This window comes from Pseudomonas sp. D1-1, from assembly GCF_051132225.1.
Taxonomy (GTDB): Bacteria; Pseudomonadota; Gammaproteobacteria; order Pseudomonadales; family Pseudomonadaceae; genus Aquipseudomonas.
This window is the reverse complement of record NZ_CP071676.1, coordinates 2,012,276-2,034,342: the sequence shown is the minus strand read 5'-3', so window position 1 is coordinate 2,034,342 and position 22,067 is coordinate 2,012,276. Positions and strand designations below refer to the sequence as shown.

General features: G+C 57.0%; 23 protein-coding genes and 4 tRNA genes. 8 read left to right on the top strand and 19 right to left on the bottom strand.

What is annotated here, in order from left to right:
• Positions 1-166 precede the first annotated feature (166 nt).
• The 3 genes from J3P86_RS09205 to J3P86_RS09195 all read left to right on the top strand — a co-directional run bounded on the left by J3P86_RS09205 (position 167) and on the right by J3P86_RS09195 (position 1,365).
• Entirely contained in the window at positions 167-364 is a 198-nt protein-coding gene (locus tag J3P86_RS09205; protein WP_305495781.1) for a hypothetical protein, read from the top strand.
• Positions 365-654: 290 nt separating this feature from the next.
• Positions 655-1,083 carry a DUF2628 domain-containing protein gene (locus J3P86_RS09200; RefSeq protein WP_434700003.1) on the top strand — a complete coding sequence of 143 codons (429 nt, stop codon included), beginning with the start codon at positions 655-657 and terminating at the stop codon, positions 1,081-1,083.
• 105 nt (positions 1,084-1,188) lie between these two features.
• Complete coding sequence (locus J3P86_RS09195; protein ID WP_434624886.1) at positions 1,189-1,365, top strand: DUF3606 domain-containing protein; 177 nt, start codon at positions 1,189-1,191, stop codon at positions 1,363-1,365.
• 912 nt (positions 1,366-2,277) lie between these two features.
• On the opposite strand, the gene J3P86_RS09190 is transcribed toward J3P86_RS09195, so the two are convergent.
• A complete protein-coding gene (locus J3P86_RS09190; RefSeq protein WP_434700001.1) occupies positions 2,278-3,279 on the bottom strand; it encodes an NAD(P)/FAD-dependent oxidoreductase in 1,002 nt (333 codons plus the stop codon).
• A gap of 218 nt (positions 3,280-3,497) precedes the next feature.
• On the opposite strand from J3P86_RS09190, the gene pip reads away from it, so the two are divergent.
• Positions 3,498-4,478 (top strand): prolyl aminopeptidase, encoded by a 981-nt coding sequence (gene pip / locus J3P86_RS09185; protein WP_434700000.1) that lies wholly within the window; start codon positions 3,498-3,500, stop codon positions 4,476-4,478.
• A 45-nt stretch (positions 4,479-4,523) separates the two neighbouring features.
• On the opposite strand, the gene J3P86_RS09180 is transcribed toward pip, so the two are convergent.
• The 5 genes from J3P86_RS09180 to J3P86_RS09160 form a co-directional block, all read right to left on the bottom strand.
• Entirely contained in the window at positions 4,524-4,727 is a 204-nt protein-coding gene (locus tag J3P86_RS09180) for a hypothetical protein (RefSeq protein WP_434569141.1), read from the bottom strand.
• Positions 4,728-4,789: 62 nt separating this feature from the next.
• Positions 4,790-5,020, bottom strand: coding sequence for a hypothetical protein (locus J3P86_RS09175; protein ID WP_434699998.1), 231 nt, complete (start codon positions 5,018-5,020; stop codon positions 4,790-4,792).
• Between the two features lie 432 nt (positions 5,021-5,452).
• Entirely contained in the window at positions 5,453-6,199 is a 747-nt protein-coding gene (locus tag J3P86_RS09170; RefSeq protein ID WP_434699996.1) for a hypothetical protein, read from the bottom strand.
• Positions 6,200-6,334: 135 nt separating this feature from the next.
• On the bottom strand, positions 6,335-6,883 hold the full coding sequence (locus tag J3P86_RS09165) for a DUF2867 domain-containing protein (RefSeq protein WP_434699995.1): 549 nt from the start codon (positions 6,881-6,883) through the stop codon (positions 6,335-6,337).
• 216 nt (positions 6,884-7,099) lie between these two features.
• The gene (locus J3P86_RS09160; RefSeq protein ID WP_305495793.1) at positions 7,100-7,312 is read right to left on the bottom strand and encodes a hypothetical protein; all 213 of its coding nucleotides are present in this window, start codon (positions 7,310-7,312) and stop codon (positions 7,100-7,102) included.
• Positions 7,313-7,700: 388 nt separating this feature from the next.
• On the opposite strand from J3P86_RS09160, the gene J3P86_RS09155 reads away from it, so the two are divergent.
• Positions 7,701-7,952, top strand: coding sequence for a hypothetical protein (locus J3P86_RS09155; protein WP_434699994.1), 252 nt, complete (start codon positions 7,701-7,703; stop codon positions 7,950-7,952).
• 67 nt (positions 7,953-8,019) lie between these two features.
• The gene (locus tag J3P86_RS09150; RefSeq protein WP_434699993.1) at positions 8,020-8,598 is read left to right on the top strand and encodes a hypothetical protein; all 579 of its coding nucleotides are present in this window, start codon (positions 8,020-8,022) and stop codon (positions 8,596-8,598) included.
• Between the two features lie 98 nt (positions 8,599-8,696).
• Here J3P86_RS09150 and J3P86_RS09145 read toward each other — a convergent pair whose 3' ends face one another.
• Together J3P86_RS09145 and J3P86_RS09140 are read right to left on the bottom strand one after the other, a co-directional pair.
• On the bottom strand, positions 8,697-9,089 hold the full coding sequence (locus tag J3P86_RS09145) for a hypothetical protein (protein ID WP_434699992.1): 393 nt from the start codon (positions 9,087-9,089) through the stop codon (positions 8,697-8,699).
• Between the two features lie 357 nt (positions 9,090-9,446).
• Complete coding sequence (locus J3P86_RS09140) at positions 9,447-9,971, bottom strand: hypothetical protein (RefSeq protein WP_434699990.1); 525 nt, start codon at positions 9,969-9,971, stop codon at positions 9,447-9,449.
• 1,086 nt (positions 9,972-11,057) lie between these two features.
• Between J3P86_RS09140 and J3P86_RS09135 the strand changes: the two genes are divergently transcribed.
• Positions 11,058-12,308, top strand: coding sequence for a hypothetical protein (locus J3P86_RS09135; RefSeq protein ID WP_434699988.1), 1,251 nt, complete (start codon positions 11,058-11,060; stop codon positions 12,306-12,308).
• 295 nt (positions 12,309-12,603) lie between these two features.
• On the opposite strand, the gene J3P86_RS09130 is transcribed toward J3P86_RS09135, so the two are convergent.
• Positions 12,604-12,680, bottom strand: a tRNA-Val gene (locus J3P86_RS09130).
• Between the two features lie 183 nt (positions 12,681-12,863).
• On the opposite strand from J3P86_RS09130, the gene J3P86_RS09125 reads away from it, so the two are divergent.
• On the top strand, positions 12,864-14,147 hold the full coding sequence (locus J3P86_RS09125) for an NAD(P)/FAD-dependent oxidoreductase (protein ID WP_434624910.1): 1,284 nt from the start codon (positions 12,864-12,866) through the stop codon (positions 14,145-14,147).
• 199 nt (positions 14,148-14,346) lie between these two features.
• Here J3P86_RS09125 and J3P86_RS09120 read toward each other — a convergent pair.
• The 10 genes from J3P86_RS09120 to accD form a co-directional block, all read right to left on the bottom strand.
• A tRNA-Asp gene (locus J3P86_RS09120) sits at positions 14,347-14,423 on the bottom strand.
• A gap of 89 nt (positions 14,424-14,512) precedes the next feature.
• Positions 14,513-14,589, bottom strand: a tRNA-Asp gene (locus tag J3P86_RS09115).
• Positions 14,590-14,647: 58 nt separating this feature from the next.
• Positions 14,648-14,723, bottom strand: a tRNA-Val gene (locus J3P86_RS09110).
• Positions 14,724-14,826: 103 nt separating this feature from the next.
• Positions 14,827-15,600 (bottom strand): SDR family oxidoreductase, encoded by a 774-nt coding sequence (locus tag J3P86_RS09105; protein ID WP_305495812.1) that lies wholly within the window; start codon positions 15,598-15,600, stop codon positions 14,827-14,829.
• Positions 15,597-16,808 carry an O-succinylhomoserine sulfhydrylase gene (locus tag J3P86_RS09100; RefSeq protein WP_434624913.1) on the bottom strand — a complete coding sequence of 404 codons (1,212 nt, stop codon included), beginning with the start codon at positions 16,806-16,808 and terminating at the stop codon, positions 15,597-15,599. Before J3P86_RS09100 ends, J3P86_RS09105 begins: the two co-directional genes overlap by 4 nt.
• Positions 16,809-16,864: 56 nt before the next feature.
• Positions 16,865-18,370: an amidophosphoribosyltransferase gene (gene purF / locus J3P86_RS09095; RefSeq protein WP_434569205.1), complete on the bottom strand. Its 1,506-nt coding sequence runs from the start codon at positions 18,368-18,370 to the stop codon at positions 16,865-16,867.
• Between the two features lie 41 nt (positions 18,371-18,411).
• Positions 18,412-18,972 (bottom strand): CvpA family protein, encoded by a 561-nt coding sequence (locus tag J3P86_RS09090; RefSeq protein WP_039593931.1) that lies wholly within the window; start codon positions 18,970-18,972, stop codon positions 18,412-18,414.
• Between the two features lie 89 nt (positions 18,973-19,061).
• The gene (locus J3P86_RS09085; RefSeq protein WP_434603493.1) at positions 19,062-19,730 is read right to left on the bottom strand and encodes an SPOR domain-containing protein; all 669 of its coding nucleotides are present in this window, start codon (positions 19,728-19,730) and stop codon (positions 19,062-19,064) included.
• Entirely contained in the window at positions 19,714-21,021 is a 1,308-nt protein-coding gene (folC, locus tag J3P86_RS09080) for a bifunctional tetrahydrofolate synthase/dihydrofolate synthase (protein WP_434699987.1), read from the bottom strand. The genes J3P86_RS09085 and folC overlap by 17 nt, the downstream gene beginning before the upstream one ends.
• Entirely contained in the window at positions 21,018-21,938 is a 921-nt protein-coding gene (gene accD, locus J3P86_RS09075) for an acetyl-CoA carboxylase, carboxyltransferase subunit beta (RefSeq protein ID WP_434569208.1), read from the bottom strand. The genes folC and accD overlap by 4 nt, the downstream gene beginning before the upstream one ends.
• Positions 21,939-22,067 lie beyond the last annotated feature (129 nt).

Sequence of the window (22,067 nt, the reverse complement as noted above, 5' to 3'; positions counted from 1 at the left end):
CCCCGACAGGCGCTGGAACTTGCCACTGGTCGCCTGTGACAAGTCGCGCGCATGACACGGGCACGTCTGGCTCAAGGTTTGCAGCGGACCTTGTAGCAGCGCAGGACGACGTCTTTCTGGCGCGGCAGCAAATTCTCAACGCTTGGTCAGCCACCGGAGATGTACCGTGTCAACTCTCAACGAAATCGCAGCGAACCACGCGAGAATGGCAAAATTAAAGGAAGAAGAGTCGATGCGGTTGAGCGCGCTTCAAAGCCAGATAGTTGGCAGCCTTGAGTTGCCAGCGACGCAAACGGAACAGCAGATGCCCCTGCACTTTCTGACAATCGTCCCTGACCACGCTTTTGCAGATGCCATGCTCTGAGTGTGTCCTGAATGTTGGATGAAATCCGTCGCCCGTTTGATTGAGCGGGCGATTCGGGATGACCTGCCTTTACGGTTTCCAGCGCCGTCGTGAACTTCCCGCCTGCCCTCGCAAGACCAGCGTGATGCCCATCACAGATCAGAAAGCCATTTAAGCAACTGTTGCGGTATTTTTGCGCGCGAACGCTTATAAAGCGGGCAGCAAAAGCGCATTAGCCAAAAGACCAAGAAAAATAGCGCAGGATTCTCGGAAGAACGATCTCTTTGATGGAACACCAGGAGCAGCGAAAAATGAGCACGACTGAACAAATACAAAGCAGCGGAAAATACAGCGCCAAATGGCAGGAACGTTTCGACTTCTTCGATACCTATGGCGCGCCAAACGACCCGCGCTACAAGGAAGCCGTCAAGACTCTGCCGGACTTCAAAAAGAAAATCCTGATCAACGCCAACGTGATCGCGTTTTTCTTCGGTCCTATCTACCTGTTTGTCTTGGGCCTGTGGAAGAAGAACCTGGCGCTGCTCGGAATCTTCCTGGCGATCAACATCGTATTGAGCGTGGTTTTCGCCATCATCGGCATGGAATTTCCGCGGCCGTTGAGCATGGGTCTGAACATCGCCATGTCGATGATGTATGCGCTCATGACCAACTATGCGTACTACCTGAAGGAAATCAAAGGCGAGCAAGGCTGGAATCCGCTCAAAGGCATGCGTCTCTGATTACCGTCTCAGCCGCAGCGCCCTATAAAAATGGCGCAAACAGCCCTGTCTGATGGTCCATTGAGTGTCGCCTGGCGTTACCAGGCCTTTAATAGGAACTCGACAATGGCTGACGACTTGAGCAATCGCGGGCCCCAGGACCGGAACCGCATCAACACTTCCGAAGACTGGGAATTGAGATACTGGGCGAAAGAATTCGGCGTGACCGAAGAGCAGCTCAAGGCAGCGGTCAAGGCTGTTGGGCCGGTGGCCGATGATGTTCGCGAGCATCTGAAGAAGTGAAGTAACAAAAAAGCCCTACATTGCTGTAGGGCTTTTTTTTTCGACGTACTTCGTCTTCGCCCTGCTCGATAACCGCGTCAGAAAAAATGAATTACCCGTCAAGGCGTTCGGTCAACAATTATGAACGCAGTAATCTGACGAGGTAACAGCGATGACTATCGAAGCAGAGACACTCGTACAACTGACCGAAGCACTTCAGAAGCGTGGGATCGTGCTGGTATCCGACGTGGCGTTTATCCGAGCGCCTTACAGGGAGGATCATCATTGGATTTGCATGGTGGAATAATCGGTAGTTGTGCTGGCGGCGCTGATAACGTTTGCGCCGCCAGTCTCCGTCTAACGAAATATAAATCCGCACTTAGGCAGTGCGCAATTCCCGAGGCCGATCACGAAGAGCCCGGTGGAATACCCTCTTTGTTGAAGTCCTTCAAACGCTCACGCTCCTGCTCGGTGGAGTGGGCGGGCGTGTCGTCCTTGGGTTGTTCGTTTTTCTTCTCGTCGGTCATGGGTTTGCCCTCTCGTTGATAACAGGTTGGGCACACCAGGGCGCTGGCAGTTCAATCAATACGCGGTTCACAGGTCCACTAAGGTACGTCGTCCCGCACGTTCCCCAGCCTCAATTCTCGCAGGCCGCTGTTGCCCATGAATCGAATCACGACACCCTCCCCCCGCGTCAAGGCAAGCACATGGTCGATCAACTCACCTTGACTGTCAGCCTGCAGGATCGGTTTGTAGCCATGGGATTTATAAAGTGTCCAACGGTCATTTTCGAATTCGATCCTGTACACATCCACTGCCAGGCGCTCCGATTGTGTTGTCGGTAGATACGCCAAGGTGCGTCAGTGTTCCGGTTGGCTGTCGAGTGGAACCGACGAGATTCCCAGCGACCAAGTAGCGCCGCCTGGTGCAAGCTCAAGCCGAATCGAAAGGCATCTTCTTGTCACGCGCTCGATCCCATAAACGCACCTCCAGGCTGTTATGCACCGCCGTCGCACATATTGCCGCCTGGCCGGTAGCGACACTGATCTGCTTGAGCGAATTGACCACGTCTCCAACCGCATACAGACCTTCTACGCAGGTGCGCTGGTGCGGGTCGACGACCAGCGCACCTTGCTCGGTTTCGGCACCGAGTTGCACCGCGAGTTCGGAGCATATTTGCGAACCCAGACACGGATACACAATGTCGAAGCAGAGGCTTTCGCCCTTGCACGTTTCAACCTGGACTTGATCGCTGCCAGCCTCTATATGCTCGACACGATCGTCGACCACGCGAATACCGGCATGCCTCGCTACCGCAACGGCTTCTTCGCAAGCCTGGCTATCTCCATGAATCAATACCGTTACCCGGTCAGTGAAGTTTCGCAAAAACAATCCATGATTGATCGCACAGCTCGCCTCGCCATAAACCGCGACGTTGTCGCCGTTGACTTCGTAACCATCACAGATCGCGCAAAGTCGGATCACCGATTGCGCAACCGCATCGTAAGGCCGCTCCATGTGTGGCAGCGTGTCGACGATTCCGGTCGCCAGCACCACGCGACGCGCAACCAGTTCACGGCCGTTGAGTTGCGCAACAAAACCTGCACGGTGCTTGAGCAGGCGCTTGACCCTTCCTGACTCGATGATCGCGCCGTAACGCAACGCCTGCTCTCGCAGCCGGGCGAGCAGGTCCGTGCCGGAGATGCCCGGTGGAAAACCCGGATAGTTATGGGAACGTGGAATGAGACTCGCACGGCTGCGCCCACCGTCGGCGACCAGGACCTGCCGGTGGAATCGACTCAGGTAAACAGCAGCGGTCAATCCAGCGGGGCCGGCGCCGACGATCAGACAATCAAGATCAACGTCCCCACCTTCAGTGGAAGCTGATTCTGGCCGAGCGAACAGCTCTTCATATTCATCGCAATCCAGGGGCATCGCCGGTTCCTCGTGCTTGCGGTGTTCTTAGCAATGACTGCGAACTGAGCGATAAAGATTGCCTGGCCCGACAAACGGCCGTTTATTCCGCTTTATCAATAACTTATGCGCCTTCCGTTTGTCCTGTGCGCCGATGCCGCGTGTGAACTTGCGGCAGACGGCTCTTTCCGAACTGAAAGAGACCCTGCTGAAACAACACATACATCAGGAGCCGCCCCATGGATGTCCCCCGTCAGATCACGTACAGTCAATTTCCCCCTATCGAGCAGCCTCGGCGCAGCGGCATGCTGCCCGTCGACGATCTGCATACGCTTTATTGGGAAGAAAGCGGCAACCCCGACGGTGTACCGGTGATTTACCTCCACGGCGGACCCGGCGAAGGCGCTCCGCCGACCAAACGACAGTTCTGGGATCCCGATCATTACCGCATCGTACTGTTCGATCAGCGCGGCGCCCTTCGCTCGACACCCTTGGCGGAACTGCGCGACAACACTACCCAAGCGCTGGTCAACGACATCGAGGCGTTAAGGGAGCATCTGGAAATCGATCGTTGGCTGATCACCGGTGGCTCGTGGGGCACCACCTTGGCCTTGGCCTACGGCGAGACGCATCCGCAACGCTGCCTTGGCTTCATCCTGCGAGGGGTATTCCTGGGCACAGCCGACGAGATCGACTGGTTCATCCACGGCATGCGGCGCTTCTTTCCCCGCGCTCATGAAGACTTCGTGAATTTCATTCCCGAAGCCGAACGCCACGACCTCTTGAAAGCCTATCTGGACCGCATGACCGGTGACGACGAGCACCTACGCGTGGAAGCCATCCGCTGCTGGGTGCGCTACTCCGCCAGTTGTTCGCTGTTGCGGCATGACCCTGACGGCGTCGAAGAACAAGCGTCAGACGATCAGACCAGCACTGGCATGGGATGCCTGGATGCCTGGTACTTCAAGAACCAGCTATTCTTGGAGGAAGATCAGCTCATCCGAGACATCGCGGCGATTACCCATCTGCCGTGCAGGATCATCCAGGGCGGGCACGACATGATTGCTACGCCAAACTCGGCCTTTCGCCTGCATAAAGCGTGGCCAGGCTCGGTGCTGACCGTGATCAATGATGCCGGGCATTCACCTTCGGAAACCGGGATTGTCAGTGCTTTGATCGAGGCGACGGAGCAGTTCAAGGTGGGTGGGAAATTCGGTTAGGAGCAACGCACAACAAACCAGAAGGCCCAGCACCAACGCCGGGCTTCAGTGAAGCACTCTGCGACTCTCCCCGATCCTTATGCGATCAAGCGCACGGTTTAACGCATCCAGCGCCTTTAACAGCGCCTCGGCTTCAGCTTCCCGGCCATCACCCCACAGGCGCTCAGCCATTTTGTTGAGCGCCAGAATTGATCGCTCGATTTCGGCAGCACTCGCTGTCGTCTTGTCATCCGGCTGTTTCTTTGGCATTGCCTTGGCGCTTTTTAAAGTTGGTCGGGGTCTTTGCGATGAATCGCCAGGCAGCGCCACGCTCAAGCCCAGATGACCGTCTCGGTATTGATCTCGGCGACAGACGTAGCGTTGAACTGCCGCTGGCGGTGCAAATCATCGCGCATTTTTGGGTAATTGAATTTCCTGGCCCCCAGTTCTTTCAGAACAAGGCCTGAAATCTTGTAGGTGCCGCAGTCAGCGCAGTTGACGAGCTCACCACCTTGGTTCTCTTCGGACTGTTGTGCTTCCAGCCCGCATAGATAACATTTCATACCTGATCTCCTGTTAGCCGATGCTTAGAAGATCGTCTGGTAAAGGGTGAAGTTTCAATGGCTTGATCGCCTGCACCTCATGATTGCAGGAACCCGGATCCTCCAATCTGCTTGCGGGGGCGCCTATGGACAGGTAACAGCCTCGTGAGACTGCCGCTTGGTCCACAAGGTACGACCGTTGATTGCGCTCTTGAACCATGCCTCGGTAACCGCATAGCATTTGCCCTCCCAAGTCTCGACAAACGTCCTTGGATAACCCTCAGGCTCATATCCACCCAGACGCATCCAGTCTGGATCTGGCGAGGTGACCGTCCTATAAGGCATGCAGGCTGCCAGTGCGACCAGCGAGAGTGCCAAGACTAGCGTTTTCATATGAATCCCAGTGAATTGGAAGGCGTGTGTAGCACACCGCGCTCTTGAGATTTACCGCGGCTAGAAACGCGGGGTATAGACGGAGGGGATGTTTTCCCAACGTGGGTTACGACGAGGAGCTTGTGCGAGTGACGCAGTACAACCCACCTTGATCGGCGGAAAGCGGAAAGCCAGGGACAGACCGTAATAGGAGTTCACCTGTAACCGGACCGTCGCGTAATTGTTGTATGGCCGCGTTTGCCTGGTCCTTGCATCTGTTGCCCATAAGCTCATTGGCGCAAGTGATGATGAGGAGACAGCGACAGACCTCGATTTGAACTCATGATCGTTTTCTAACTCACTGCGACGCCAACCTGGTGATGCTCGCTCCCTGCGGGCTCGGCTCGTGAAGAAGGCACGGAAACGCCGGAAAGGGTTTGAATCGGACATGGCCATCTCTATCCGTTCCTGCGCCATCTCGTTCTTCGCCTGGGCGATTTGCCTTGCCAGGTTTATCGCGGTGTTTTTGAACTCCCGGTGAAGCGCCTGCTCCTCGGTCTCGTTTCCAAGTGGCTTAACCTTCATCTCGGAAAATGTGAACAGCGTTCTGTCACCGAGCACGTAAAACGTGCCGCGAATTTTTTGTATATTGCCCTGAAAGGTAAAGTCCATCGAACAGAACGCATGTTCGTCCATGTTTATGTAGTAGAGCGGCTCACCCTGCAGGTTTCGAACGGTTCCGTCCTGGTGAATCCTGCCCAAAGGCGCCCCATCGATGCCGTTGCCTTTGAAGACCAGGTAGCGGCCGTTCATGTAGTTGTACGGCATTAACGGTTCCAGTTTGCCCATTCTCTGCACACACCCATGCTCCTTTCCCGCAACGCTATCAGGTCAGGAGCACCGATGCCCACTATCTTCTAACGGCTGCGTGTCTAACTGGCGAAGTGCCCGTTGGAAACTGATCTACACGGGGACACTGCGCTCTGAGGCGCAGGTAGCCAGAGGCCAACCGACGCGCGCTGCACGGAGCAAGCTGGCCTTGACCACCAAGCGATGAAACGGGGCGATAACGAAGATATAGGCCCGGCCAAGACGGTTGTGGCACTGAACCACGGTTGAAAACACCAATTGGCGATTGCCTTCTGGCTCCGCCTCTTCAGAACACAGGATCGATATCCGAAAGTCGAGGTGCTTGTCGTCCTCTCCCAACACGATTTCAGTCTGGTTTGTACTGTAGACCTTGAAGACGCCAACCCGATTGGCAAGCGATGCCAGATGTCTGGCTGTCTTGAGTCCAAAACAGGCAACGATAGTGTCCCGGACTGCCAGGAGCCATCCGATCCAGGAGGGCTGGTGTGAAAGAATGAATCGAGCTAGCAAATCCGGATCGCTGGATGTGCCCGCAGGGAGCCGAATCGCAAAAGCGTCGACCAGGTTCATCGGGTTGTAAAGATGGGTAATGCCGGACCTTGAGGGGACTGGCACGGACTTAATGAGCTCAAATTCTCGCATCGGGGATCCTTCCTTAGTTTCCAGCCACGAATTGGACGACATGCCATGTCGATAAAGGCGACATAAAGCTCTAGCTGCCCACTGGCAGACCAGAGAGCAACGTCGCATTGAGCTTGTAACGTTTGCTGGTGTTCGCAGCATATCAGTCAGCTGCGCACCATACGCAGTCTGTATGGCGCGAAATGTCGAGCGAAATAACCGGTGAGAACCTGACTCTTAGGGTAGAGGCGGATCCGACACGAAACCCGTCGGAATATTGAGAAAGGAATGCCAGGCATCTACAGCGTCGTGATGCCGCTGGGCAGCGTCCTCCCAAAAAGGACCGGATACCTCTTTCGCAGAAACCAGCATCATCATTTTTATCGTCGCGGCATCCAGCTCTTTGAGAAGCTCATGGGATGTGGCCCTGAATTCTTCGAACGACGTCATTGCATCTGCCTCGGGCGGTGTTCACCGCAATTGAGAAATAAATACTCCTCAATGAGTGGAGTCCCGGGAGCGGCAGTAATTCCGAAGGGCCGGACCGTCGGTAAATTCATTTCGAGGCGTTGTTCACAACCGGCGGACTTGGCTTGCGAAGAAGACCAGGAAAAACGATGGTTACTACCTCGCTGAGAACATCTCACGGTGCACTCATCTGAAGGATAGTTCCTACATATCAGAAACAACGAAAACCTATACTGACGTATTCGACGCCAGAAGCGGAACACCGCGTAACATTTGCTAACGCTTCAAATCATGATATGTATTGAAGTTCTGTAACAACTTCCCAGATCATGAATTGCAAAAAACAGCCAACCAACAGCAAGGATCAGCCATGAAAGTATTTCTCTACGCTTCTTTCAACGACGAAGGGAATAGAACTCACTTGGTTCGCACGACCGAAACACCACTCGAGAGCCTCCCTGGCAATATTCAGGACATCTACAAAAAGATTGAGGTTAAAGAATATGACGTCAATCCAGATGATCTATCAAGTCACTGGTGGTTATGCAAGGAGCTCGTTGACAACCTTTGCACGAAAGGCTGGGACGCGTGCGTTTGGGCGCGAGTTAACAGCTACGCCTGAATAAAACCTGCCGCAGACGTTTGGCCTGCCATATTGACCGTCCCAAAACCAACAAAAGGATTCGTTAGTGACTTCAGTTTATAAGCGCGTGGTGACTTATCGCTGCCTTGGAACTATTTACCATCAAGGCTTGGCATTTGGTGAAGCAGGGCGAAAGCTAATTGACTCGAAGCAGAGTAATCTGTTCGTGCCAGGAATGATCAACATCTGTCTTGCCACGGAAATATTTTTAAAGTCAATCAACGCAACGATGACTTATGTTCTCGATGAAGAGGACGAACTGCCTGGCGGAATTGCGATATCCCAAGGACGTGATGAGTCTCTCAAAATCGCACCTGGCGGACAAGGACATCATCTCAGCAAACTGTACGAAAATCTGCCAGACGAAGCTAAAGAGTCAATCAAGGCTTTCGCCATCAATGAAGGATACAGCGGTGATATCGCCTATGGACTGCAGCAATATGACAAGGTTTTCGTAGAGTGGCGCTATATCTATGAGAAAAATGACCCTGGCGCCTTAGGCACGCATCCCCTCTTCCCGATTTGCAATGCCATTGACGCCTACTGTCGCGGAAATCTGGAGAAGACGTTTGGGGCAGTTGACGAAAAGCTCGAAGAGTCCCATCCGGATTTCGAGGCCAGGTAATCTGCAAAGAAAGCCCCAGCGCAATCCGCTAGGGTTTTTCTTCCGATCAGCGCTGCCACGAGTTCTAAAGAATTATCTTGTGGTGTGACGCTTCGTGTTTAGCACTTGAAAAGAACACTGCACCGGCTACACCAGCCTTCAGCTGCGCTCCGGCTCATCGGGAAACGGAAGAGAGGATGATTTGTATCGGCAACCGTCAAAACCAGTGTGAATTTTATGAACCTACGCCGAATTTCGTCGGCTGGAACGCTCATGCCTGCCCCATCGACTATTTGAAGAACGCCGCCCGATACCCTGCTGTCAATCTGTTGCCACTCGAACTGCCAGCCTGTTACCCACGTGAAGTCTCGAATTTGATAGTCGCCGGTGACACTTTGGCATTGAGCGAGTTTCTTGTTGGACAGGTCAAAGACAAAAAACAGGGAGTTTGGATAGCCGAGCATCCGAGCACCGTCCAGGCTCAGACCTTCTTTCAGGTTGATGGATGTCACAAGTGCTTCTGCTCGTCGCTTACGCCATATCAAGTACCCTATGGCGAGACAAAAGATAGAAAAAGAAGCCACGAAGAGCTGACGTCCTTCGACTGTAAGCTTATCGGGCGAAAACCGTATCATGCCCCACACAAGTCCTATCGTTACAAGCCCCGATAACCAAGCGGCGGGGATCACTATCTTGTTAGCGAGGCTAACTCCAAGCGTCCTCAAACAGCTTTCCATGACTGTATCCAATATCACTTAAAGAAGAACTCGCAGGTTATCACTCACAGAGCGCCAACACATAGGGCTTGGCCCGCAATGCGCGGTTACGTGCCTCGACAGGGCTTCGTTTGCTTGGTTGCGGCGGGTACCTCACCGTTGGCCGGCTAATTTCTTCAGTCTTCCAGAGCCATCATCCACGTATGCAAATAAGCCCAGAAACGCGGCGAGCTCGCTGGCGAGCTGTTTCTGTTGGTTGACTTTTTTTCCGACGACACGGCGAGCGATTAATAAACGCCCGTTTTCATACTCGACATAAATACTGTAAGACTTGCTAAAAACAGCCAGGTGGCCGTCGGGTTTGAACACTATTCGCAGCGGTGTGCGTTTCGTTAGTTGGTACCGTCCGAGAAAAGCCACACCAGACGCCTGCACGGCCAGTGAAGCGCGCTCGCTGATATCTCTGCCCAGTTGATATACCCACCACATCACAACCAGGCTTGCGAGGATGATGCCCGGCCATTCCCTCCCCGGTAACGACAGGCCGGTCGATAAGCTGATACAAAAGATCGCCGTGATCGCCCAAGGTGTCTGGCGAAGCAGTGGGACAAAAAATAAACGACCGATGCCGATCTTCGGCCGGATGATGAAAACCTCGTTGGAGCCAAGTGGTGTCATCCGTAACCTCGAAGAAAAAGGGGACAAGAAAAAGGGAAAGATTTGTTTTCCAGCCAACTGCCAGTTTCAAGCAAATCCATTCGATAAGAACTCTCGAACGCCGGGGCAAGAATAAATCGGTCCCCTTTTTTTTGCACCTCCTTCACTTTGTATCTATGATTGGACTCAATCTCAAGGCGAGCGTAAATAGGGAAGGTACCGCTGCTCGTGCTGATATTGGCCTCGTAGACGGCTCGTGGGTCGCTTCGCGTAGGCGCCGACCTCATGCTTATCGGAAATTCTTTTAAATGCTATTGAAAGAATTCTATTAGAGAACGTTGATCAACATCACCAGTCAAGCTCTGGTTTGCCAAGGCCTCTATCGATCGCTTACTGATTGACTGCTCATAAAACCACTGCGGCCAACCGATAGCGTGCTGGTCGGTCTCGGGTCGGGTATTGGAGATCGCCGCCGATTGTGAGGAGGCGGGATAGCGAGCTGTTGCATTCGGATTAATGAACATTGGGTTTAACACCAAGGGAGACCAACAGTGAGTGTCGCTGATCAGTTTTCAGTTCCCGACAACTTCGCTGAATATAAACGGTAGGGCACGCTTGAGTCCGACCTGACAGAATACCATCCAGTCGCCATACGACTCCCGCTAAATCACGACTTCTCAAAATTTTATATGCTTAGTTTTCGAGCATCTACGAAGAGGAAACTATGATTGCAGAACATTAGGAAATCCAGAGTGAGGTCTGAACTGTGGTCGATGGTTTTTTTCACCTAACCCCCGCCTGGGGCGGCCCCGCTTTAGTGACGTCTGATTATAGAAGAGCTGCCATCGCGGTAAAATGAAGACCACATACCCTGCGACGCTAACGGGACACCGTTGCGTTTCCTTCCCGATGATGGCCAAGCTTCAACGTGCAAATCTGCGTCATGGTGATCGGGAACTGGGAACCTTTTTGCTCTCGGCACCACTCATCATCAGAGTTCAAATTTAAAGCGTTACGGCTTAATTCAATCGCCTTGGGTCGATACAGCTTATGAAATCATTTTGAAAGCCATGTAGACCAGAGGCTTCACTCATAAGAGAAGCTTTAATGCCATCGATTGGTAAAAACCAGTTTGTGACCTACTCGGTTCCTCGAGGGCAAATTCGGTCGGAGCGCTCGGACTCCTCTTCGAACGCCGGACACATGATATCACTTTCGCCCGCAAATTTAAGTGATGAGGCGATAAATGCACTGAAGGCTGCGGTGGAAAGCTCTGATAAGTCGCAAGCGTCCTTGGCATTGCTCGCCTCGCATGTGATAGGCGATGGCCAGCTCACGCTTCATTCAGGTCAGCAGGAGGAAGCCGTCTATAAAAAACTAATGGATCGCACTGCACAAGGGCCGCAAGAGCTTACGGTGCGTGTACGAATGAATGATTTTCAGATGTACGACATTCTGGAAATTACCCAGTCCCGTGATAAAGCCGCTCCCACTGCAATTAGCTTGAAGGGCCCGTCAGAGCGTGGAGCTGAAACGCCGCGACATCCGGAAGCATCGACATCCCGTCTCCGAAATTGGACGTCGGCGGCTACGCAAAAGGCGCAGCAGACGTTAGGTTTGACTTCGCCGGGGCGCTCACTACCGCGGCTGACTAAAGAGGCAAAAAGGATGATCGCTGAAGCGGATATTGCGCATGCATTAACGAAAACAGATCAGCTGGATGTCCGTCATAGATATCAGCAGCAGATGGAGCAGAATCAAAGACTTCAGCCCATTCAGCGAGTAAGCGATCAAGAATTATGGAGTCAAGCGATCGACGACGCAGAGCGAATACCAGTGTCCCGTCTTTCCGCTAGAGAGAAACTCCAGTTACAAAAAGAAGGAATGACGCTTCACAAAGCGAAAATTTTCGCGCTGTTTAACTCGTTTTTATACCCCATTGGTCGCTATCGGGATAGGCACATGTCTGACGAGACCCGTGCCAGGCTCAACGCTGAAACACAAAAAATTCGACAGATGCCCATTGGCAACGGTTACCCCTCCAGTCTGGGCCCCTTGAGTTTCGCCCGCTCTACCTCCGACTTGGATACCGAATCGGATGACCAACTGCCTGAGCTGCGAAAGTCTATTGAGGACCCGTCTTCCCTTGAAGTTGATAGTCAGGCCTATCATTCATTAGGTCTTGAAGAACGCGAAGCGCTGGACGCGCTAGCCGACCTTATTGATGCGCATGGGCTGGATTCTGCTATGCACAAAATGTCACCCAAAATACGGGATTCGTTTGATGGGTATCAGCTGAGGCGTAATCGTTTATCCCAACACCAAACGCCGCAGGTTGAGCAAGGAGAGGCGATGTAGTTTGCGGTTAGAGAAACCACCGTTGGTTCGACCGAATTAAGCTCGCTCATCTCGACTCCTTCTTACTGTCCGACTTAAAAATAAATTTGACCCCTTTCCTTACTTATCGCTGCGCTAGGAATCTTATCGCTCATCCAGCCTTCATCTTCCTTTGCGGATAACGCCAACGGCCACATTGCCCAGTGTGAATGAACCCGATATTTTGTGAACGTTCTGCATGAAATCCCAGTGACAACAAAAAAGGGCTCACCTTTCGGTGAGCCCTTCTAGACCGCCCAGCAGAGCGGATTTTGTTTGGTAGGCGCGATTGGACTCGAACCAACGACCCCCACCATGTCAAGGTGGTGCTCTAACCAACTGAGCTACGTGCCTGCTGTGAGGCGGCATTCTACGGAATTCCAAAAGGGTGTCAACACCTTTTTTTCACCTAACCCTATGAATATGCAAAATATTTAATTGCGCCAACGCGACGAAGATTTTGCGCCAGCTGGCGGCGGATTTTTATCTCGGGTAGGATCGGCGCATTCGTAAAAAATATAAAACAGAGGTTCCAGAATGGCGAACACATCCTACCCAGCGTCCTATTACGCCGCATCGGCGAATCCGGCGCCGTCGCGCCCTGCCCTGCAGGATGACGTCGAAACCGATGTTTGCGTCATCGGTGCGGGTTATACGGGGTTGTCTTCTGCATTGTTTCTGCTGGAGCATGGCTTCAAGGTCACGGTTGTCGAGGCGGCCAGGGTCGGCTTTGGCGCCTCGGGTCGTAACGGCGGGCAGATCGTCAACAGCTATAGCCGCGACATTGATGTGATCGAACGCAGTGTCGGCCCTCAGCAGGCGCAGTTGCTGGGCAACATGGCGTTCGAGGGTGGCCGGATCATTCGTGAGCGGGTGGCGAAGTACCAGATTCAGTGTGATCTGAAGGACGGCGGTGTGTTCGCCGCTCTCACCGCCAAGCAGATGGGCCATCTGGAGTCGCAGAAGCGTTTATGGGAGCGTTTCGGGCACACCCGGCTGGAACTGCTCGATCAGCGGCGTATCCGCGAGGTGGTGGCTTGCGACGAGTATGTCGGCGGGATGCTGGACATGAGCGGCGGGCATATTCATCCGCTCAACCTGGCCTTGGGCGAAGCGGCGGCGGTCGAGTCGCTGGGCGGGGTGATTTATGAACAGTCGCCGGCGGTGCGCATCGAGCGCGGCGCCAGTCCGGTTGTGCATACCCCGCAGGGCAAGGTCAGGGCCAAGTTCATTATCGTGGCGGGTAATGCTTACCTGGGCAATCTGGTGCCTGAGCTGGCGGCCAAGTCCATGCCTTGCGGTACGCAGGTGGTTGCCACCGAGCCGTTGGGCGATGAGCTGGCTCAACGTCTGCTGCCCCAGGATTATTGCGTCGAAGACTGCAACTACTTGCTCGATTACTACCGGCTGACAGGCGACAAGCGTCTGATCTTCGGTGGCGGCGTGGTGTACGGCGCGCGGGATCCGGCGAATATCGAAGCGATCATCCGGCCGAAGATGATCAAGGCGTTTCCGCAGCTCAAGGATGTGAAGATCGATTACGCCTGGACCGGAAATTTCCTGCTGACACTGTCGCGTCTTCCGCAGGTCGGACGGTTGGGGGACAACATTTATTATTCCCAGGGCTGCAGTGGCCATGGCGTGACGTATACGCATCTGGCGGGCAAGGTCCTGGCCGAGGCACTGCGAGGTCAGGCGGAGCGTTTTGATGCGTTTGCGGACCTGCCTCACTACCCGTTCCCGGGCGGGCAGTTGTTGCGTACGCCGTTTGCGGCGATGGGGGCCTGGTATTACGGGTTGCGGGATCGGTTGGGGTTCTGAGGCGAGTTCGACATTTCACTGAAGGGCTGCTTTGCAGCCCAGCGGGAGCAAGCTCCCTCGCCACAGGGGCTTGTTCCAATCTTCAAATCCCAGAAACAAAAAACCCCGGTCTTTCGACCAGGGTCTTTGCTATCGATTGGAAGAAGCTTTACAGCTTTCTTCTTAGCTTCAAGGCGTTCAGTGGGCCTCGAAGCAGATATGGCGCAGCGGACGGGACTCGAACCCGCGACCCCCGGCGTGACAGGCCGGTATTCTAACCGACTGAACTACCGCTGCGTATCGCTGTGGACTTGCGTCCAGTTAACTCGTCTGATCAAAACCCTAAGGCTTGGATCTCGAACCAGGCGAACCTGCTTCGGAAAATATGGCGCAGCGGACGGGACTCGAACCCGCGACCCCCGGCGTGACAGGCCGGTATTCTAACCGACTGAACTACCGCTGCGCGTCGGTGGAGGCTTTTGACAGCTTCCATCTTGCTTTCGCAAGACTCTCAAGAAACATGGTGGGTGATGACGGGATCGAACCGCCGACATTCTGCTTGTAAGGCAGACGCTCTCCCGGCTGAGCTAATCACCCTTTGCTGCGTTGAGGCCGCGAAATTTACGCAGGTACCGATGCTAAGTCAATAGCAGCGTTGAAGTTTTTTTAAAAACAGTTCAAACAACGCGCGGGCAGCCTTTCACTCGTAGATCATTTTCTTGGTCATGCCACCGTCCACGACAAACTCCTGCCCGGTAACAAAACCGGCGTTGCGCGACAACAGCCACGCCACCATCGCCGCCACGTCCTCCACCGTGCCTACCCTGCCCGCCGGATGCTGGGCATGATCGGCGTCGGTCAATGGCTGCGCACGACGTTGCGAGGGGTCTCGCGCATCGATCCAGCCGGGGCTGACGGCGTTGACGCGGATCTCCGGCCCAAGGCTGATCGCCAGGGCATGGGTCAGCGCCAGCAGGCCACCCTTGCTCGCCGCATACGCCTCGGTGTCGGGCTCCGATTGCGCGGCGCGGGTCGAGGCCAGGTTGACGATGGCGCCGTTATGGGCACGCAGGTAAGGCGCGCAATGCTTGGCCAGCAGCATCGGCCCGCCCAGGTTCACCGCCAGGACCCGGTTCCAGTGAGCCAGGTCGAGGCTTTCCAGGGTGATGTTGTGCGGGTCGGCAATGGCCGCGTTGCATACCAGCGCGTCGAGCCGGCCGAACTGCCCGAGCACTTCGGCGATGCCGGTGGCGACCTGCCCTTCATCCGCCACGTCCATGCCGATGAACCAGGCATTGTCGCCCAGGGCCTTCGCCACCCTGGAGCCGCGCTGGCGGTCCAGGTCGGTCAAGACGACCTGCCAACCTTCGCAGATCAGCCAGGCGGCAATGCCCAGGCCGATCCCCCGTGCCGCGCCCGTTACCAGGGCAACCCGGCCATGAGTACCGCTCGGCGGCGTTGCCAGCTCGATCACAAGGCCGCCAACCCGCGGGCCAGGTCGGCTTGCAGGTCCGCTACGTCTTCCAGGCCGACCGCGACGCGGATCAGGCTGTCATGGATGCCCGCTGCTTCACGCTCTTGTGGCGAGAGACGTCCGTGAGAGGTGGTGCTTGGGTGCGTGATAGTGGTCTTGCTGTCACCCAGGTTCGCGGTGATGGAAATCAACCGGGTGGCATCGATGAAGCGCCAGGCGCCCTCCTTGCCGCCCTTGACTTCGAAACTCACCACCGCGCCAAAACCACGCTGCTGACGCGCCGCCAGCTCATGTTGCGGATGACTCTTGAGGCCGGCGTAATGGACTTTCTCGATGCCGTCCTGCTGTGCCAGCCACTCGGCCAGGACCTGAGCGTTGGCACAATGCGCTTTCATCCGCAGACCGAGGGTTTCCAGGCCCTTGAGGAAGATCCAGGCGTTGAACGGGCTGAGGGTCGGCCCGGCGGTGCGCAGGAAACCCACCACTTCTTTCATCTGCTCGCCACGACCGGCGACAACGCCGCCCATGCAACGACCCTGGCCGTCGATGAACTTGGTGGCTGAGTGCACCACCACATCCGCGCCCAGCTTGAGCGGCTGTTGCAGCGCCGGCGTGCAGAAGCAGTTGTCGACCACCAGCATGGCGCCTTTGGCGTGGGCTATTTCCGCCAACGCGGCGATATCCACCAGCTCGGCGAGCGGGTTGGACGGCGATTCGACGAACAACAGTTTGGTGTTGGCCTTGATTGCCGCATCCCAACCCGACAAATCCGCCAGCGGTACGTAGTCGACTTCGACACCGAAGCGCTTGAAGTACTTTTCGAACAGGCTGATGGTCGAGCCGAAGACGCTGCGCGACACCAGTACATGATCACCAGCGCTGCACAGGCTCATGACCACGGCCATGATCGCAGCCATGCCGGTGGCGGTGGCAACCGCTTGCTCGGCGCCTTCCAGGGCGGCGATGCGCTCCTCGAAAGCCCGCACGGTGGGATTGGTGTAACGCGAATAGACGTTGCCCGGCACTTCACCGGCAAATCGCGCCGCGGCATCGGCAGCGGTGCGGAAGACGTAGCTGGAGGTGAAGAACATCGGATCGCCATGCTCGGCTTCCGGTGTACGGTGCTGGCCCGCGCGAACCGCCAAGGTATCGAACGCTACACCTTCAAGGTCGCTGTCCAGCCGACCGGCATCCCAATCCTGACTCATGCTCCACTCCTTCTATCGCTTGAACGCAAACCGGCCCCTCGGGGCCGGTTCGTTACTCAGTTGTTGTACAGATCGATGATCGCGCTGACCGCCTGGGTCTTGGCTTTGGACGCATCGTTACGGGCGTTCTCGATCCGGTTCAGATAGACCTCGTCGATATCGCCGGTAACGTACTTGCCGTCGAATACCGCGCAATCGAACTGCTCGATCTTGATCTTGCCGCCACCGACCGCTTCGATCAGGTCCGGCAGGTCCTGGTAGATCAACCAGTCGGCGCCGATCAGGTCGGCCACTTCCTGGGTCGTGCGGTTATGAGCGATCAGCTCGTGGGCACTCGGCATGTCGATGCCGTAGACGTTCGGGTAACGCACGGCCGGGGCCGCGGAGCAGAAATATACGTTCTTGGCGCCGGCTTCGCGGGCCATCTGGATGATCTGCTTGCAAGTGGTGCCGCGCACGATGGAGTCGTCCACCAGCATCACGTTCTTGCCGCGAAATTCCAGCTCGATGGCGTTGAGCTTCTGGCGTACGGATTTTTTCCGCGCGGCCTGGCCCGGCATGATGAAGGTGCGGCCGATGTAGCGGTTCTTCACGAAGCCTTCGCGGAACTTCACGCCCAGGTGGTTCGCCAGCTCCAGGGCCGCGGTGCGGCTGGTGTCCGGGATCGGGATGACCACGTCGATGTCGTGGTCCGGACGCTCGCGCAGGATCTTGTCGGCCAGTTTCTCGCCCATGCGCAGGCGCGCCTTGTAGACCGAGATACCGTCGATGATCGAGTCCGGACGCGCCAGGTAGACGTGTTCGAAGATGCACGGGGTCAGGCTCGGGTTGGTCGCGCACTGGCGGGTGAAAAGCTTGCCGTCTTCAGTGATGTAGACCGCTTCGCCCGGTGCCAGGTCGCGAATCAGAGTGAAGCCCAGCACGTCCAGGGACACGCTCTCGGAGGCGATCATGTACTCGACGCCTTCGTCGGTGTGGCGCTGGCCGAACACGATCGGACGGATGCCATGGGGGTCGCGGAAACCGACGATGCCGTAGCCGGTGATCATCGCCACTACCGAGTAGCCACCGACACAGCGGTTATGCACGTCGGTTACGGCGGCGAACACGTCTTCTTCGGTTGGCTGCAGCTTGCCGCGCTGGGCCAGCTCGTGGGCGAACACGTTGAGCATCACTTCCGAGTCGGAACTGGTGTTGACGTGGCGCAGATCGGATTCGTAGATTTCCTTGGCCAACTGCTCGACGTTGGTCAGGTTGCCGTTGTGCGCCAGGGTGATGCCGTACGGCGAGTTGACGTAGAACGGCTGGGCCTCGGCCGAGGTCGAGCTGCCCGCTGTCGGGTAGCGCACATGGCCGATACCCATGTGGCCGACCAGGCGCTGCATGTGACGCTGATGAAACACGTCACGCACCAGTCCATTGTCCTTGCGCAGGAACAACCGGCCGTCATGGCTGGTCACGATACCGGCAGCGTCCTGGCCGCGGTGCTGGAGCACGGTTAGCGCGTCATACAGCGCCTGATTGACGTTCGACTTACCGACGATACCGACGATGCCACACATGCGACGCAACCCCTACTTAATGGATCTGAACTGAACAACACTCACTGCGGCGTTTTGGCCATCGGCAAGAGCTGTTCCTTGAACGGTATTTCAGCGGGTACGCTGATACCGCTGGCAAGCCACTGACTGCTCCAACCCAGGATCAGGTTCTTGGACCAGTCTGCGACCAAAAGAAATTGTGGCACGAGCCGGGACTCCTGCCACCACGTATCCTGCTGTACCGGCCCCAGGCTCAACAGCCCGACGGCCACGACCACCAGCAATGCGCCACGCGCCGCGCCGAAGGCCATGCCCAGGAACCGGTCCGTCCCGGAAAGCCCGGTGACGCGAATCAGTTCGCCGATCAGATAATTGATCATTGCGCCAACCAGCAAGGTGGCGATAAACAAGATGGCACAGCCCGCGATGACGCGGGCCGACGGTGTTTCGATGTATCCGGCGAGGTACTGGGACAGCGAGCCACCAAACATCCAGGCCACGACTCCCGCAATGATCCAGGTCAGCAGCGAGAGCGCTTCCTTGACGAAGCCGCGACTCAGACTGATCAATGCAGAGATGGCGACGATTGCAACGATCGCCCAATCAACCCAGGTAAATGGCACGGTGCAGCCTACAGACGGATAAGGCGGCGCATTTTAGCAGAGCGCAGGGCTGTCGGTAAGCTGCGTGATTCAAATCAGCCAAATGGCGTTCAACCACGCTCAGGCTGGAAGCGCACCACAAAACCCTTGAGGTTTTGCTGGCGATTGAGCAAGTCGCGCAGGCGGTCAGCCTCGGCACGCTCGATCAGCGGACCGACAAACACCCGATTCTTGCCATCGGCGGAACGGATATAGGCGTTGTAACCCTGGCTGCGCAGGTTCTTCTGCAGTTTTTCCGCGCTTTCGCGGCTGGTCAGGCTGGCCAGTTGCACCGACCAACTGACCGACAGGCCATTGGCATCGACGCGGCTTTGCGTGGTATCCGGTTTCGGTGCCGCCGTGATCGGCTGGGTCGGGGCTGGCTTGACTGCCGGCGCTGCTGGAACAGGCGTCGGCGCGGCAGCCGGTTTGCTCGGCGTGGCCGGAGCCGGTGCGGTCGGCGCGGGCGCAATGGGCGCAGACGGCGCGGCAGGTTCCTGGGCCAGTTCCTCGTCACTCGGAACAGGTTCCTGAGGCAATGCTTGCGGCTCGGGCACCGCCACCGGTTCGACCTGCACCGGCGGCACGGCGGGCGCCTGGGGCGCAGCGGGTGCATCAACCGTGACCTGGCGCTGCTCGTCCTGACGGGAAAACAGCATCGGCAGGAAGATCACCGCCAGGGCCACCAACACCAGGGCCCCGACCATGCGCTGCTTATAAGCCTTATCCAGCAATGCCATCTGCAGCTTCCTCCGAGGAGCGCCGGGCCAACCATTGAAGGGCCTCGGCTACGCAAAAAAATGATCCGAACAACAGAATCTCGTCGTCGGCCGTCGCCAGGGCGCACTGCCCTTCCAGCGCGTCGGCCACACTGGCGTAAGCATCAACCGAAGCGCCACGACCCTGCAAGGCTGCCTGCAACTCGCTGGCCGGACGGGAACGCGGCGAATCCAGCGGAGCGACGGCCCAGTGCTGGACAGTAGCATCCAAGGCATCGACCACGCCATCGAGGTCCTTGTCGGACAGCAGCCCGAACACCGCCAGGCGCTTGCCCGCCACCGGCCGCCGCGCCAGGCGCTCCGCCAGGTACTGGGCGGCATGAGGGTTGTGGCCGACATCGAGCAGCAGGTTGAGACGCTTGCCCTGCCAATCGAACGAACGACGATCAAGACGACCGACGACGCGAGTCGCCTGCAACGCCTGGACAATCCGTCCCGCGTCCCACGGCAGATCCGCGAGCAAATAGGCCTGAAGCGCCAGCGCAGCGTTTTCCATCGGCAGGTCCAGGAGCGGCAGGTCGTGCAGTTCCACCGGATTGCCCTTGGCGTCACTGCCGCGCCATTGCCAGTGCTGCTCGGTCATGGCCAGGTCGAAATCCCGCCCACGCAGAAAAAATCGGCAATCAAGCTCGCGAACCTTGTCGAGCAAGGGCTGCGGTGGGTCAAGGTCGCCACACAGCGCAGGCGCGCCCGGGCGGAAGATGCCGGCCTTCTCGAAGGCCACGGATTCGCGGGTATCGCCCAGGTAGTCGGCATGGTCCACGCCGATACTGGTGACCAGCGCGATGTCCGCATCCACCAGGTTGACCGCGTCCAACCGCCCGCCCAGGCCGACTTCCAGCACGACGGCGTCCAGACCGGCACGGGCGAACAACCAGAACGCCGCCAGCGTGCCCATTTCGAAATACGTCAGGGAAGTCTCGCCCCGCCCGGCTTCCACCGCCGCGAAGGCTTCGCACAGCTCGGCATCAGAGGCTTCGATGCCATTGACCTGCACCCGCTCGTTGTAGCGCAGCAGGTGCGGCGAACTGTAGACACCGACACTCAGGCCCTGGCCCCGCAACAGCGAAGCCAGGAAGGCGCAGGTCGAACCCTTGCCATTGGTGCCGGTAACCGTGATGACCCGGGGCGCCGGCCTGGCCAGTCCCATGCGGGACGCTACCGCTTGCGAGCGCTCCAACCCCATGTCGATGGCGGATGGATGCAACTGCTCAAGGTAGGCAAGCCAGTCGCCCAGGGTACGTTGGGTCATAGGCCTGCAGGCACCGGCGGAACCACGATCGGCTCGATCGGCGTGGCGACGAACTTCGGCGTCGGCAGGCCCATCAATTGCGCCAGCAGGTTGCCCAGGCGCGGGCGCAGTTCCTGACGGTGAATGATCATGTCGATGGCACCGTGCTCAAGCAGGAATTCACTGCGCTGGAAACCTTCCGGCAGTTTTTCCCGCACGGTCTGTTCGATCACGCGAGGGCCGGCAAAGCCGATCAGCGCTTTCGGCTCGCCGACGATCACGTCACCGAGCATCGCCAGGCTGGCGGAGACGCCGCCGTAGACCGGGTCGGTCAGTACCGAAATGAACGGAATGCCTTCTTCACGCAGACGCGCCAGCACCGCGGAGGTCTTGGCCATTTGCATCAGCGAGATCAGCGCTTCCTGCATCCGCGCACCGCCGGAGGCGGCGAAGCAGATCATCGGGCAACGGTTTTCCAGGGCATGGTTGGCCGCGCGAACGAAGCGCTCGCCGACGATCGCGCCCATGGAACCGCCCATGAAGGAGAACTCGAACGCCGACACCACCACCGGCATGCCCAGCAGGGTACCGCTCATGGACACCAGCGCATCTTTTTCGCCGGTCTGTTTCTGGGCGGCGGTCAGGCGGTCCTTGTATTTCTTGCCGTCGCGGAATTTCAGGCGGTCCACGGGCTCCAGTTCGGCGCCCAGTTCAACGCGGCCTTCGGCGTCGAGGAAAATATCGATACGGGCACGCGCGCCGATGCGCATGTGGTGGTTGCACTTGGGGCAAACGTCCAGGGTCTTTTCCAGCTCGGGGCGGTAAAGCACCGCTTCGCAGGATGGACATTTGTGCCACAGACCTTCAGGCACCGAGCTTTTCTTCACCTCGGAACGCATGATCGAAGGGATCAGTTTGTCTACCAACCAGTTGCTCATGCTTCTTTCTCCAGTACCGGCGGCCCGAACGCTCTGGTTCGCGGCCCCGCGTATGCCCTTGAGCTCAAATTCATTGTGCGGCGAGGGTTGCGGACCGTCGCGGTCAGCGCGAAACATGACCTGCGTCCA

What these genes read in the sequence shown, in the direction of transcription:
- J3P86_RS09170 (WP_434699996.1), bottom strand. Translation starts at nt 6,199, where the DNA reads ATGCCGTACAACTACATGAACGGCCGCTACCTGGTCTTCAAAGGCAAC.
- J3P86_RS09155 (WP_434699994.1), top strand. Translation starts at nt 7,701, where the DNA reads ATGAAAGTATTTCTCTACGCTTCTTTCAACGACGAAGGGAATAGAACT.
- J3P86_RS09135 (WP_434699988.1), top strand. Translation starts at nt 11,058, where the DNA reads ATGCCATCGATTGGTAAAAACCAGTTTGTGACCTACTCGGTTCCTCGA.
- J3P86_RS09140 (WP_434699990.1), bottom strand. Translation starts at nt 9,971, where the DNA reads ATGACACCACTTGGCTCCAACGAGGTTTTCATCATCCGGCCGAAGATC.
- J3P86_RS09100 (WP_434624913.1), bottom strand. Translation starts at nt 16,808, where the DNA reads ATGAGTCAGGATTGGGATGCCGGTCGGCTGGACAGCGACCTTGAAGGT.
- J3P86_RS09195 (WP_434624886.1), top strand. Translation starts at nt 1,189, where the DNA reads ATGGCTGACGACTTGAGCAATCGCGGGCCCCAGGACCGGAACCGCATC.
- J3P86_RS09165 (WP_434699995.1), bottom strand. Translation starts at nt 6,883, where the DNA reads ATGCGAGAATTTGAGCTCATTAAGTCCGTGCCAGTCCCCTCAAGGTCC.
- J3P86_RS09160 (WP_305495793.1), bottom strand. Translation starts at nt 7,312, where the DNA reads ATGACGTCGTTCGAAGAATTCAGGGCCACATCCCATGAGCTTCTCAAA.
- accD (WP_434569208.1), bottom strand. Translation starts at nt 21,938, where the DNA reads ATGAGCAACTGGTTGGTAGACAAACTGATCCCTTCGATCATGCGTTCC.
- pip (WP_434700000.1), top strand. Translation starts at nt 3,498, where the DNA reads ATGGATGTCCCCCGTCAGATCACGTACAGTCAATTTCCCCCTATCGAG.
- J3P86_RS09125 (WP_434624910.1), top strand. Translation starts at nt 12,864, where the DNA reads ATGGCGAACACATCCTACCCAGCGTCCTATTACGCCGCATCGGCGAAT.
- J3P86_RS09180 (WP_434569141.1), bottom strand. Translation starts at nt 4,727, where the DNA reads ATGCCAAAGAAACAGCCGGATGACAAGACGACAGCGAGTGCTGCCGAA.
- J3P86_RS09190 (WP_434700001.1), bottom strand. Translation starts at nt 3,279, where the DNA reads ATGCCCCTGGATTGCGATGAATATGAAGAGCTGTTCGCTCGGCCAGAA.
- purF (WP_434569205.1), bottom strand. Translation starts at nt 18,370, where the DNA reads ATGTGTGGCATCGTCGGTATCGTCGGTAAGTCGAACGTCAATCAGGCG.
- J3P86_RS09200 (WP_434700003.1), top strand. Translation starts at nt 655, where the DNA reads ATGAGCACGACTGAACAAATACAAAGCAGCGGAAAATACAGCGCCAAA.
- folC (WP_434699987.1), bottom strand. Translation starts at nt 21,021, where the DNA reads ATGACCCAACGTACCCTGGGCGACTGGCTTGCCTACCTTGAGCAGTTG.
- J3P86_RS09175 (WP_434699998.1), bottom strand. Translation starts at nt 5,020, where the DNA reads ATGAAATGTTATCTATGCGGGCTGGAAGCACAACAGTCCGAAGAGAAC.
- J3P86_RS09085 (WP_434603493.1), bottom strand. Translation starts at nt 19,730, where the DNA reads ATGGCATTGCTGGATAAGGCTTATAAGCAGCGCATGGTCGGGGCCCTG.